At 62.9% G+C, this 13235-nt stretch carries 9 protein-coding genes; 3 read left to right on the forward strand and 6 right to left on the reverse strand.

The genetic code is table 11. The features are described 5' to 3' along the window. Nucleotides 1-92 precede the first annotated feature (92 nt). The 3 genes from LB310_RS02170 to LB310_RS02180 are packed head-to-tail and all read left to right on the forward strand — an operon-like array spanning nucleotide 93 to nucleotide 4808. Complete coding sequence (locus tag LB310_RS02170) at nucleotides 93-524, forward strand: four helix bundle protein (RefSeq protein WP_301154290.1); 432 nt, start codon at nucleotides 93-95, stop codon at nucleotides 522-524. Continuing rightward, nucleotides 521-2731: an MBG domain-containing protein gene (locus LB310_RS02175; RefSeq protein WP_278805345.1), complete on the forward strand. Its 2211-nt coding sequence runs from the start codon at nucleotides 521-523 to the stop codon at nucleotides 2729-2731. The genes LB310_RS02170 and LB310_RS02175 overlap by 4 nt, the downstream gene beginning before the upstream one ends. A gap of 10 nt (nucleotides 2732-2741) precedes the next feature. Beyond that, nucleotides 2742-4808 (forward strand): alkyl sulfatase dimerization domain-containing protein, encoded by a 2067-nt coding sequence (locus LB310_RS02180; protein WP_278805346.1) that lies wholly within the window; start codon nucleotides 2742-2744, stop codon nucleotides 4806-4808. A gap of 524 nt (nucleotides 4809-5332) precedes the next feature. On the opposite strand, the gene LB310_RS02185 is transcribed toward LB310_RS02180, so the two are convergent. Genes LB310_RS02185 through LB310_RS02210 form a run of 6 tightly spaced genes read right to left on the reverse strand, consistent with a single transcriptional unit; the run spans nucleotide 5333 to nucleotide 13088 of the window. Continuing rightward, entirely contained in the window at nucleotides 5333-6760 is a 1428-nt protein-coding gene (locus LB310_RS02185; protein ID WP_278805347.1) for a glycosyltransferase, read from the reverse strand. Further along, complete coding sequence (locus LB310_RS02190; protein ID WP_278805348.1) at nucleotides 6757-7872, reverse strand: HEAT repeat domain-containing protein; 1116 nt, start codon at nucleotides 7870-7872, stop codon at nucleotides 6757-6759. The genes LB310_RS02185 and LB310_RS02190 overlap by 4 nt, the downstream gene beginning before the upstream one ends. Continuing rightward, entirely contained in the window at nucleotides 7869-10109 is a 2241-nt protein-coding gene (locus tag LB310_RS02195; RefSeq protein WP_278805349.1) for a hypothetical protein, read from the reverse strand. Before LB310_RS02195 ends, LB310_RS02190 begins: the two co-directional genes overlap by 4 nt. A 15-nt stretch (nucleotides 10110-10124) precedes the next feature. Beyond that, nucleotides 10125-11687 (reverse strand): CotH kinase family protein, encoded by a 1563-nt coding sequence (locus LB310_RS02200; protein ID WP_278805350.1) that lies wholly within the window; start codon nucleotides 11685-11687, stop codon nucleotides 10125-10127. Between the two features lie 10 nt (nucleotides 11688-11697). Then, nucleotides 11698-12381 (reverse strand): DUF4956 domain-containing protein, encoded by a 684-nt coding sequence (locus LB310_RS02205; protein WP_278805351.1) that lies wholly within the window; start codon nucleotides 12379-12381, stop codon nucleotides 11698-11700. A gap of 11 nt (nucleotides 12382-12392) precedes the next feature. Beyond that, nucleotides 12393-13088, reverse strand: coding sequence for a polyphosphate polymerase domain-containing protein (locus LB310_RS02210; RefSeq protein ID WP_278805352.1), 696 nt, complete (start codon nucleotides 13086-13088; stop codon nucleotides 12393-12395). Between the last annotated feature and the right edge of the window lie 147 nt (nucleotides 13089-13235).

Genomic DNA, 13235 nt, shown 5'->3' on the forward strand with positions numbered 1-13235 from the left:
ATCCCGGATGATACTTTTCGCTGGCGGGCACCGATATCGTGTCATACAGGGAACGTTTCACGATCCCCTGGCCGAACAAGAGGAGGTGTTCCATGAACCGATCGAACGACGCGTTCGACTTCGCCATCCGCGTGGCCGAACTCGTGCGGTACGTGCGCGAGAAGCCCGAGCGCTTTCCTCTTGCCGCCGAGATGCTGGCCGCCGGCGTGCGCGCAGGCATGGCGGCGCGCGATCTGGAAGATTTGGCCGACGCTGCCCAGGCGTCTCGCGCTCGCGAGGCCTCAGCCGCTATCGACGAAGTGCGCTACTACCTGGAGATGGCCGTGCGCTCCGGCTACCTGACCGAGCTCGAAGCGGCTCGCGTCCGTCAGATGGGAACCGACCTGCGGGAAGCGCTTACTGGAGAGTCTCCGCTTCCTCTCCCTCTCCCTCTCCCTCTCCCTCTCCCTCTCCCTCTCCCTCTCCCTCTCCCGTCCACCTACGAGTCCACCTCCGATCACCCCGACCAAGGAGCATCCTCATGAACACCGCCAGCACGAACATCGCAGCCCGCAAGCGCGTCAAGACGATGCGCAGGGTGGCAACGCACTCGCTCGCCCTTGTGCTCGTCTGCATCCTCGCAGTCGCGAACATTGCCACAGGCCCGTTCTGGGGCGACAGCGCCTCTGCCGACGTCTCCGGTTTCTCGAAGGAATCCAGCAAGCTTATACTTCCCGATGAAGCCGCGACGGACCTCGTCTACAATGGCACGCGTCAGCAAGGCTACCCCAACGGCGTTTATCCGACAGCCAAGTATACCGGCAATGGCGGCAACCTAGAGGAATACCACAGTCCCTTTTACGTCGAGTACACCGGCATAAACGGCACCCATTACGGCCCCCTCAAGGCCTTTAGCGCAAGATATCAAGAAATCAACGACAACGCCCCCACCAACGCCGGCAGCTACCAAGTGGTCTTCACGGTTCCCGACGACGCACCGTTCAACCTCCTTCCCAACTGCCTCGAGTTCTCAATTGCGAAGGCACCCGAGCTCATCCTTTCGCCGCTCTCCGCACCGACGATCGACGCGGCGGGCTACCAGCGGGAGTTCGACCTCGCAAGCATGCTCAAGCTGCCGAGCGATCTGGGCGGCGGGCCCGCATACTCGGTGACCGCCCATACGGCGAACGGCCTGACGGCCGTCTCCATCGACTCCAAGACCGGCACGCTGACGCTCACCTCGAAAGGCGGGGCGGGTCTGTCAACATCGGACACCGTAACCGTGGCGCTCAAAATGGGCAACTACGAGGACAGCATCGTTCAGGTAAACGTGGGCTATACGGCGAAGCCGGACGCCATGATCGGCGGCGTTCAGGCCGCGACGGGGCTCGTCTATGATGGCGACCCGCAGCAGGGCTACATTGGCACACCGCAAGCGACCTACCAGGTTCCCGCGAACACGTCCCCTGATACCTACAACGGGCTCTTCGACCTCACCTACAGCGGCACGACCGCCGACGGCACGGCCTACGGCCCCACCGACCAGGCTCCCGCCGCTGCCGGAGCCTACCGCGTGGAGTTCGCCGTGCCGGACTCGGCTCCCGTCGTCGCGACCCCGCTCGCGCTCGACTTCTCCATCGGCAAGGCCCCGCTTGCCACGGTTTATACGAATGCGCAGCTGCAGCCCAGCGGCGTAGCAACCGTCGACCTTGCAAGCGTGCTGCCGGGCGATATGGGCTCTGGACCCGTCCACACCGTGAAGTCGTCCACGACGGAAGGTCTCGCCGATGCTTCGGTGGACGACGCGTCGGGCATGCTCACGCTCACGGCAAAAGCCGACGCCTTGGAGAGCGCGATCGACACCGTGGCCGTGGAGCTTTCCGATATGGGCAATTACGAGAACAGCATGATCGAAGTGACCGTGCGCTATGAACGCGCCGACGGCGTCGTCGCGGGACCCGCGACTGCCACGGGCCTCGTCTACAACGGCAATCCGCAGGCGGGCTACACGGGGGCGCCGTCAGCCGTCTACACGCCCGCCGGCACGACGGATCCCATCTCCTACGACGGGCCATTCGACATCTCCTACAGCGGCACGACCGCCGACGGCACAGCTTACGGACCCACCTCCACGCCGCCCACCGCAGCCGGAATCTACCGGGCGACGTTCGCGCTACCCCAAAACGCGCCCTGCACGGGCCAACCAGCCGTGCTCGATTTCGCCATCGACAAGGCGTCGCTCGTGTTCCACGCCGAGAACGCGTCCATGACCGCCGGCGACGCAGTGCCGAAGCTCGGCTACAACGTCTCCGGCCTTCAGGGCTCCGACCGCGTGACGCGGGAGCCTCTCCTCACGGTCGTGGGCGACACGGCGTCGGCCGGGAGCTGCACCATCGCCATCTCGGGTGCCGTGGTCGACAACCAGGCGTGCTACAACGTGTCCTACGCAAGCGGCACGCTCACCGTAAGCGCCGCGCCGCAGCCCGAACCCAAACCGGAACCCAAACCGGAACCCAAGCCTGAACCTACACCCGAACCCGTAAAGCCCGAGGTCAAACCCCTCACTCCTGCGGCTAAGTCCGAGGCGAAGCTCGCAACGTCCGCGTCAAAAACCCTTGCCTCCACCGGCGACGCCGCCCTGCCCGGGTTCGTCCTCGTAGCCGTCCTCGCAGCCCTCGCCGTCGGAGCATCCTTCGCCCTCTCCGAACGACCCTCGCGCCAGCGGCTTCATAGCGATTCCAAACGAAAGTGAGTACACTCCCATGACCTGCAACCATCGCATCGATCGACGTTCGTTCATCGCCGGAACGTTCGCTACGGGAGCACTCGTGGCCGGAGCTGCCGTGTGCGGCTGCACGACCGGCGACACCCATGAAGGGAGCAACCCTTCCGGCGCTGCGGGCTTTACGCCCGACAACCTCACGGCCGATCCCAAGCCGGCGACCGAAACCACGCGCGCCGCCAACGACGCGGTGTACGCGCTGCTCGACTTCTCCGACGAGCAGGAGCGCGCGTTCGCCACTCGAGGCCTCATCGCCGCGCCCGACGCGCTCGAGATCGTCGACGACGCCGGAAAAGCAGTGTGGAGCCAGAAAGCCTACGCGTTCCTGGACGGAGTCGACGGCCAGCCGGCCGATGCGCCCGACACCGCGAACCCGAGCCTTTGGCGCAATGCGCAGCTCAACCACCTGTACGGTCTGTTCGAGGTCGTAGAGGGCATCTACCAGGTACGAGGCTACGACATGACGAACATCACGTTCGTGCGTGGCGACACCGGTTGGATCGTGTTCGACCCGCTCATGAGCTGCGAATGCTCGCGGGCAGCCTTCGCTTTAGTGACCGAGCATCTCGGCGAGCGACCCGTCGCCGGCATCGTCATGAGCCATCCGCACGTCGACCACTATGGCGGCATCAAGGGAATCGTCAGCGAGGAGGACGTGGCTGCGCGCAACATCCCGATCATCGTTCCCAGCGGCTTCGCCGAGCATGCCGTGTCCGAGAACGTCTACGCCGGCAACGCGATGGGCCGCCGCGCGGGGTATCAGTACGGCACGTTCCTGGAGCCGGGTCCGCAGGGAAAGCTTGCCATCGGCATCGGCATGGGACAATCGACCGGCACCGTCACCTACCTTCCGCCGAACGACGAGATCGTCTCCACGGGCGAGAGGCGCGAGGTGGACGGCGTGCTCATGGAGTTCCACATGACACCGGGCACTGAGGCGCCGGCCGAGATGAATACGTGGTTCCCCCAGTTCAAAGCGTTATGGATGGCCGAAAACTGCACCGGAACGCTCCATAACCTCTACACCCTGCGCGGAGCCGAGGTTCGCGACGGCAACGCGTGGGCGAACTACCTCATGGAGGCGAGGGCCCGCTACGGCAGCGAAGCGCAGGTGACGTTCCAGTCGCACAACTGGCCGCATTGGGGCAACGACGAGCTGAACGAATACCTCGTGAACACGGCGGCGATGTACAAGTTCATCACCGACCAGACGCTCATGTACTTGAACCAGGGGCTCACGTCCAACGAGATCGCGCACCTGATCCAGTTGCCGCCTGCGCTCGAGCGAAGCTGGTACACGCGTCAGTACTACGGCACCGTCGCGCACAACGCGAAAGCCGTCTACCAGAAGTACATGGGCTGGTACGACGCGAACCCTGTGCACCTGAACGCGTTGCCGCCGCAGGAATTCGCCCAGAAGCTCTCGGCGTACCTCGGCGACGCGGATGCCGTGCTGGCGAAGGCCCAGGCCGACTTCGACGACGGCCAGTACCAATGGGTGGCCGAAGTGACGAACCTGCTCGTGTTCGCCGACCCGTCCAACCAGCTCGCCCGCCTGCTGTGCGCCGACGCGCTCGAACAGCTGGGCTACGCGGCCGAGTCGGGTCCGTGGCGCAACGCCTACCTCACCGCCGCATTGGAGCTGCGCAACGGCGTGGACGCCGATCCGCGGTTCCGCGCCACCGGCAGCGCCGACATCCTACGCGCCATGACGCCGGACATGATGCTCGACTACGTAGGGGTGCTGCTGGACGCGAACGCGGCCGCCGATCTGAACCTCACCGTGAACCTCGCGTTCACCGACGAGGACCCCTACGTGCTGATGGTGCGCTCGGGCGTAGTGCTGTACGAGCGCGGCGCGCAGGACGCGGGCACCGACGCCACGCTCACCCTGCCGCGCCTGGGCATGTTCGACATCCTGAAGAACGACACGGAAGCGCAGGCGAAGAACATCCAGGTAGAAGGCGACCCCGACGTGCTGAAGAAGCTCACCGAGCACCTGGTCGACTTCGACTTCTTCTTCAACATCGTGGAGCCGCAAAAATAGCCCAAAAGGAGGCGGTCCCTCTTTTCTGCCAACTGCCTCACCTACGGAAATACGGTATTGAAAGTTAGGATTTTCTCGGTTGGGAAAATCGGATTATCGCAATGTCGAGAAAAGGGACAATCCCCTTTCGACATTTTCAGCCGCGATCCGTTCTTCGCATTTTCGGGTTCCCAGATGCACAGAACGTGTCGCTGTGAAGCTCGCGAGGGGACGTTTGGTCATCCCAACATTTTCCGAACAGGGGAAACGCTCCCCCAGAAGCCGTGAGTGCGCGTGCAGGAGCACCGGAGCCCGCCAAAACGCTTCACAGCGTTGATTTCCGTGCATCGGAAAGAAGTTTTTGACGAGGTACTCCTCCGGCTGTCATCTCGTGCGGCGTGCGCAGCATGGAGTCGAAGGATCACGCGCGGCGTGAGCAGGAAGCACCATGGCTGACACCGCATGGAGATCGTTCGACTCGCTGCGCTTGCTCGGGATGACAAGAGCCTCTCGCTCGGAACGACCTGGAGAGATCGTTCGTTCGTTCAGTTCTCGGCGTCGATCTTCTGGCGTTGGATGCTGCCCCAGCGACCGCGGTTCTTACGGTAGCCTACCAAGGCCAGCATGCGCGTGGTGGCCAGGATGAACCGGAGCACCGTCACCTCGAAGAGCGACAGCAGCAGCGCCTTCGCCACGTCATTCGGCGAGAGCTTGAGGTCACGCGTCTGCACACGCGAGAAGAACGCAGTGAGCGACATCACGGCCCCGAACACCGCATAGATACCGAAGAACATGATCATGAACGGGATGTTGATGAAGTTGAACACCACCGCAATGGCCACCGTAAGCAGGCCGAACAACTCGATGACCGGCGAAAGCAGCTCGTAGATCAAAAAGTACGTGTACGAGAAGAAGCTCACTAGCCCGAAGCGCAGGTTGGCGAACATGCGCCAGTGCTTCGTCATGGTCTCGAACAGGCCGGTGTGCCAGCGACGCCTCTGCTTCACCAGGTCGCGCAGGGTCTCGGGCGCCTGGCTCCAGCAGATGGCGTCGGGCGCGTACTTTATCAGGTAGTCCCTGCCGTTGGTGCGGCAGAACACGTGCAGCTTCGTGACCAGCTCCATGTCCTCGCCCACCGTGTCCAGGTCGTAGCCGCCGCACGCGATGGCCAGGTCCTTGCGGAACAGCCCGAACGCTCCCGAGATGATCAGGTTGCCGTTGAACTGGTCGAACAGGATGCGCGCCGACAGGAAGGAGCGGTCGTACTCCAGCACCTGCATGGCGGGGATGACCTTCTTCGGCAGCGAGTAATTGGTCAGACGCCCGTCCTTAATGCTGATGCCGTTGGAAATGCGCACGAGCCCGCCCACGGCCACCACGTTCTCGTGCTCCACGAGCGGAGCGGAAATCTCGCGCAGCGAGTCGTATTGCAACACGGAATCGGCGTCGATGCAGATGAAGTACGGATACTGCGAGGCGTTGATGCCCATGTTGAGCGCGTCGGACTTGCCGCCGTTCTCCTTGGAGATGAGGGTGACCGGCACGCGCCCCACACGCCCGTACCACACGCCGCGCTCGGGGGCGCAGGGTACCTGCCGGCGAATGGGCCGGTCGATAGGGTGCAGGTCGAATGCGTCGATAACCGTCTGCGCGGTGTCGTCGGTGGAGCCGTCGTCCACGACAACCACCTCGTAGAGCGTGTAATCCAAGTTGAGCAGCGAGCGCAGGGAGCTCTCCACCGTCACGCTCTCGTTGTACGCGGGCACGATGATGGTGATGGGCACGTAGCACTCCACCTCGAGCGTGCTCTTGTAGTGCGCTTCGCGCTTACGGCGGTACAGGATGGACGAGCCCACCGTCACCGACAGGAACAGGAACGTCGAGTAACCGATGAGGTACAGCACGAAGAATACGCCAACGAAATACAGGAAGCCCTGCACGAAAGACGCCGCCGCCACGGTGGTGGTGATCATGCCGGCTTCGCCTCCTTCCGCTTGCGCTCCTCTTCCTCCACGCGCTTGAGCTCCCAGTGGTAGGCGAGCATGTCGCGTGCATAGGCGTCGGGGCCATTCATGATGTCGGCAAGGTCATCGAGCGTGAGGCCGTAGTCGTACAGCGTCTTCGCTGCATTGTTGCGCACGAACCACGAGGGACTCGAGAGGCACCCTTTCAACGTCACGACGGCTTCCATGCCGGGATAGTTCGACAACGCCGTGGCCGCGATGGCCTGGTACTCCCAGCGCGCCGGATCGTTGTCGGAGACGAGCTTGAGCAGGTCGGCCTCGGCGGCCGGCCAGTGCCGGCGCATGAAGTAGCGGATGCACGCAAGGCGCACTTCGAGGTCCTCCCGCTCGTCGCGCATGAGGGCGAGGATGACGTCGGGATCTCCGAGGTCCGCCATACGCAGATAGTTGACGAGGGCCGCGACGGTATGGGGGCTGAAGCGCCCGACGCGCTCCTTGAGCTCAGCCTCCAGCTCCGCCGCCTCGCCCGAGAAAGCAAGCGCGGCCTCCGTGACCAGCTTGGGACTGTGAAACTCGCCGTCGCGCTCGAGCGTGGCGATGGCCTCGGCCAGCGCGCGGGCGCTTCCCACCTGCGAAAGCGCCTCGAGCGCGTTCTGCCGAGCGTAGAACGAGCCCTCGCGCACATAGCGCAGGAGCGCCTGCTCCACGGTGTTGCTGGCCGGACGTTCGCGGTACCAGCGCTTCACGATGTAGGCGAAGTAGGCGCGGTGCAGGTCATCCTTCTTCGAGAAGTGGTACGTGAGGTGGTCGAACACCGTAGCGATGCCGTGCAGATAGCGTTCGCTCTTGCCGGGATCCTTGCGCAGCAGGTGTCCCATGGTCAGGTCGAACGACTCCATGCCGGCCATCCGGCGCATCGCACGCTCGAGCGTGCGCTTATGCTCTTCGGTGGGGAAGTCCGCGTTGCGTTCGATCTCCTGCCCCAGAAGCTCCGCGATGCGCCTCGTCCGGGCATCGAACCGCTTCGCATGCAGCTTCTCGTAGGCCAGGTAGCCGAAGTTGAATACGATCATCATCACGCTGATGAACAGGTAAAACGCTATGAGCCACTCGATCTTCACGAGGTGCCGCCCGCTTCGACGGCATCCGTCGTCTCACCGCCCGTTGCCGCGTCCTCGCGCCACAGCTCCTCGGCCGGAACGCCTTCTGCCCACATCTGTTGCACGATATAGTAGCTCTCCTTCAGGCGCTCGTGATACGTCACCTTCGTGCCCCAGCCTTTAAGCGGCTTCTCGAACAAAGGGATGACCTGCCCGTCCGCCCCGTCGCCCACGCCCACGTACATACGGTCGATCTTCATGTTCTCCACGCCGTAATGCTCGTAATAGTCGTCGTGGATCTGCATCTCGGAGGGATTCGAGAAGTTCAACAGCTGCCACGGCAGCTTGATCTCCACGAACCCGTCGCCATAGCAGAAGTCGGCCATCGAGTCGAAGTTTTCGTGCGCAGGGTTCGCGTCCCCGTAGACGAGTTTGCCGGTCTCGTAGGACTCGAAGTAGAAATTGTCCGCGATGGCGTTCTTCTGGTTGGCGACCGCATCTGCAATGGCCTGGGTTTCCGTTATGGTCTGCAGCACCAGGTCGATGTGCTTGAAGCGGGTCGTGTCCTTCGCAGGGATGTTCTCGTAAGGATCCTCGCCAGTGGTGGTGCGCAACGCCATGGCGCGCATGACCTCGTAGCGTTCCTGCACCAGCACGCGGCTCTCGTCCTCGCCGTCGAGCACGATGAGGAAGTCAGCCGCACGCTCGAACGACACGATCGGGTCGGCGCTGGTCGTTGCGCCCGTCTTCTGCGTCGTGTCCACTGGCAGGTACAGCGGCGTGCCCGGTCCGACGTCGCTTCCGCGCACCATGAGGTACACAAACTTCTCGTCGTACTTCATCGACAGCGTGCGACCGTCGGCCTCGCCGATCACGTCTGCGTCCGTCCACTCCTCGTCGTCGCCGTCCGCATAGCTCACGCTGCGCTCCGTGCCAGGGTCGAACGATAAAAGCCCGAAATACTGCTCGTTGGTCTGGTAGTCGCTCCAGTAGGGCGTCTTCAGCAGATCCACGTTGGCCATGGTGTTCCACGTGCGCTTGAACCATTCATCTTGCCAGGTGAAGATCACCGACCCCGCGCATCCCGAAGCCATGATATCGACATAGGAGCGAACGATGGCCCTCCCTTGGTCGTCCTCGCTCATGCCGCCCTGGTTGCGACCGGTGTTCGCGTCCACCTGGGCGCGCCCGCGCGAGCTGGGCACGCCGAACTCCGATATGACAACCGGCACGCTGTGGTGCGCAACGAGCGTCTCCAGATACGCGCGGTAGGTGTTCACCTGGCCCGTATCGTCCAAAGCGTTGGCGTATTCGGGCAGGTACTGCAGGTAGTCGGGATAGTAGGGGTACACGTGGTAAGAGGCGAACATGCCCGACACCACGGTCTCCTCGGCCACGATGTTCTCCACATCCACCTGGCTGTACTTCTCGAAGAACAGCTGCAGCGGCAGCGGATAGCTCATCGGGTCGGTGGTGGGCCAATTGCTGAAAGCAAGCAGCCGCTGCTGCTTGTAGCGCTTGGACTCGTAGCCCATCAGGTCGTCGCCCACCTGGGCGAGCATGATCTCGAACGCGCTCGCCTCCGACGTGCTGCTCACGTAGGAGCCATGGTAGGTGCCCATGCCCTCGTGCGTGCGATCGGTGTAGATGACGGTAGGCGCCTCCCATTCGACGCCCAAGATGTAGCCGAGCACCCATGGCGAGATGTCCTTCGTGTACATGCCCGTTCCGGACAGCCGGCCAAGCTCGATCCAACGTTGGCCGTGTATCACGTCCACCACCGTGCGCGCATCCTCTTTGAACCGCCCGAGGTAGGCGGGGTCGTATGCGTCCATATGGGAGTTCTGCGCGTAGTCGTCGATCCACACGCCGTGGATGAGGTAGAGCGGATCGGGATTATCCTTGTTGAACTCGTAGAAGGCCTCGTAGAAGTCGGTGCCCAGCAGGATGTAGACGCGGATGGTGTTCGCACCCATATCCTTGACCTGCTGAAACCATCGCAGGTACGTCTCCTTGTCGATGGCGTAGTCGGTGGCGAAATGCCCGGGGATGCCTGCGCCCATGTCCACGCCGCGTATCTCGAAATCCTCCCAACCGTCGCCGCGATCGATCTGGATCGCACGTCCCTCTTGGCGCACCCAGGCGGTCACGGGCTTTGAGGGGTCGAGATCGATGCTCACGCTCGTGCCGAACACGGCGAACGCCGCGCAAGCCGCCAGCGCAAACAGGCACGCGGCAGCGATGATGAACTTCTTCACGGACCCCTCCCTTCCCTAATGGTTGAACTTCTTGACGGCCGACTCATGAGAGTATTGGCGCAGATGCTCGATGGAACCGTCGAGCCACGCACCGCGCTCCGCCACGAATGACTTCAACAGGCTGATGGCCTCGTCGAACGAGCGCGGGTTCCGCTCGTCAGGCTCAACCTTCTGCGCATGGGAAACATTTTCAGCGTCGAACAGATAGCCCCACACCTTGAAGTTGCGCTCCACGGCCGGGCCCAGGTACTCCGTCGTCTCGTCGATGTAGGCGTTGAGGTGCTCCTCGCTCAATGCGCCCGCCCGAAGCTCCCTATAGCGGCTGATCACGCGCTCGGTGAACGCCTCGTCTTTGAATAGCATGAAGTACCACGCGCGATCGACCAGGTAGAACTTGTCAGTAGGCGTGGCCAGTCGATAATTGTCGAACACGTTGTTGAAGTCCCAAGGAGGTCCCAACGTGAGCTTGCCCCGAACGTCCTTGTACAGATACGTCGAGTAGGCGGCGAAATCGTCGTTGATGACGAACTCGTTCCACACGAATGAATCAACGAAGCTGTCGACGTCGATGTAGTTGGCGTACCCGTAGTCGCGGGTGTCGTAGTCGTACGAGAACAAAGCCTTCTCGAACGAGCTCACATCCTGCTCGATCCACGCCTTCTGCTCATCGGTGAGCGTGGTCGCGTTCGGATACTCGATGTTCATGTACTTGCTCAGGCGCAGCGTGTAGCGGAGGAAATCCGAGATGGTCAGCGGACCGGAGCCCGTCAGATCTATGCCGAGCACGTAGCTGGTCGTGGGGCTTTTCGGATCGGTGGGGTTGAGGTCGAGCCGGCCGTCCTCCACCTTCACCGTCTCGGTTGCCAGATAGAGCCCCTGGTACTCGCCGTCGATGAACAGCTCGCAATAGCGCACGTCGGGCACGTAGTCGTTCATGAACTCGCCAGCGATGCCGTACGCCAGGTAGTTTCGCATGAGGGTCTTGTCGAGCGAGGGACCGTGCAGCGTCCACGTCTCGCTCTTCGCCATGCCCAAGAACTCTTGGTCGTTGTCGGTTCCGTCGCTTTTCACGAACGTGATCTGGTAGTTCTTCTTGTCGAAAGCGCGCGATGAATTGCCGCGGATGCGCAGAAGGCACGAGCTTTCAATCTCAGGCTCGTCGGAGAGCCGGTTCGCGCGCACCGCGTCCTGGCTCTCGGCGTCGAAGGCGACCAGGCTGGCGGTGATGGACGGCTCGCCGGAAGGCACAGCAGTGACGACGGCCCGGCCGTCTTCGCCTTCGATGGTCTTGCCGTTCTCGTCGCGGACGAGCTCGCCCGGTATCTCCTGCCCGCCGGTGTCGATGCTCACGACCGGCAGGTGCGAGGCGAAGGTGGCCGCATCGGTGTTGGTGCCGGACGCCGCCGCGCGGTCGGCCTCGGGGAGGTCGGCCAGCTTCTGGGCCTTCTCATGCTGATGGTACCGCTCCGGCAGCAGTTTGTTCGCGTCCGCCAGTGTGCCCACGACGCCCGCAGCCACGACGGCCACGATGGCCGCCATGGCGATGAGCTGGTATTTCCTGCCTCGCAATGCCTCCATGCCCTGCGTGCTAGCTGCCTATCTCGTCGTTTTGCGCCACGACGTTCACGTACTCCACGCCGCCGAGGGCGTACAGCTCGTCGGTGATAGGGCGCTCCGCCTTCTTCTGCGCGCGCTCGAGCATGCCGCGCGACAGCTCGAACATGAACTCGACGGCGTCCTCGGTGGTGTTCTTCACGCGCTGCACGGCGCGGCCGCCGAAGTACTCGTACACCTTGCCCTCGATGGGCAGCTCCTGCGTGCGCGCGGCGCGCACCACCAGAAGGGTCCGCACGTCGTTGCGCACGCGCCCCAGGATGAGCAGCACCACGAACACGGCCACGCTGCCGATGGCCGCCGCCAGGAACATTCCCACACCGCAGCAGATGCCGCAGATGATGGCCCAGAAGATGTAGGTAGTGTCGCGCGGGTCCTTGATGGCCGTGCGGAAACGCACGATGGACAGCGCGCCCACCATGCCGAGCGACAGCGCGATGTTGTTGCCGATGACCGTCATCACCGTGGCCGTGAGGATGGTGAGCGTGATGAGGTTGATGTTGAACTTCTGCGAGTAGATGGTGCCCGCATGCGATATCCAGTACGACACGAAGATGGCCAGGCCGATGACCACCGACACGCCCACGCGCAGCAGGAGGTCCTCCACCGTGGGCGCGCCCGTGGTGCCCTGGAACAGCTGGTACAGTTGCTCTTTCACGCTCTCTCCTCTTAGAACTGGTACGCCATGCGCGCGCCGCGCGCCAGGCAGTACTTGCTCACCGACAGCTCGCTCTTGTCTGCCATGTTCAGCACCGACCGGACGTAGCTGAGCAGAAAACCGTCGAACTTCACTTCCAGCACCACGTTGAACGGGTCGAACACCGGGTACAGGGGCAGCTTCGGATCGAACAGGTCGTAGTTCAGCTCGGACGCGCGGATCGACCGGTCGAACGTCACGCGCGTCTTGTTCTCCTTCGCGATGAAGGCCGTGCGGTCGTACTCGACGACGGCCTTCGGCCGATAGCCGTTGATGCTCATAAGCGCGTGCATCTCCGCCGCGAAGGGCTCCTCGCGATCGAGCAGCACGTCGAAATCGCCTTCGACGAGGCGGCGCGCCTCGGCCTGCGTTACGGGCAGCGAGCGCTTGCGCTGGCTCTCGCCCTGCTTCTGCTTGAGCTCGAGCAGCGCGAAGTCGGCAGCCGGATCGTACACGCGCAACCGCACCTTGCGGCGCGGGTCGGTGCCGAACAGCTTTTCTGCGAAGTCGCGGTCATGCAGCGTATCGAAGTAGAGCGACCGTACCGGGTAGCCGCGCGAGCCATTGTGCGGATCGCCGGGCATCACTTGCGAGAGCAGCCCTTCGAGCTGCTTAGCATTCGCCAAGTCGACGAGGAACTTCTTCTCTTTTCGGCTGACGTTTCTCATGCAGCACCCAGGCTTCTCTTCATTGGAAAGCTGATTCTACCGTTCCCCGAAGGCCCGTGCAAAATTTTCTGGTTCCGCAACATCTCAAGCTCAATCAGCGGTTGAACCAACCTACCATATCCGTCCCTTTCATGCAAAAAAACGCCG

Source organism: Gordonibacter sp. RACS_AR49 (assembly GCF_030418435.1).
GTDB lineage: Bacteria > Actinomycetota > Coriobacteriia > Coriobacteriales > Eggerthellaceae > Gordonibacter > Gordonibacter urolithinfaciens.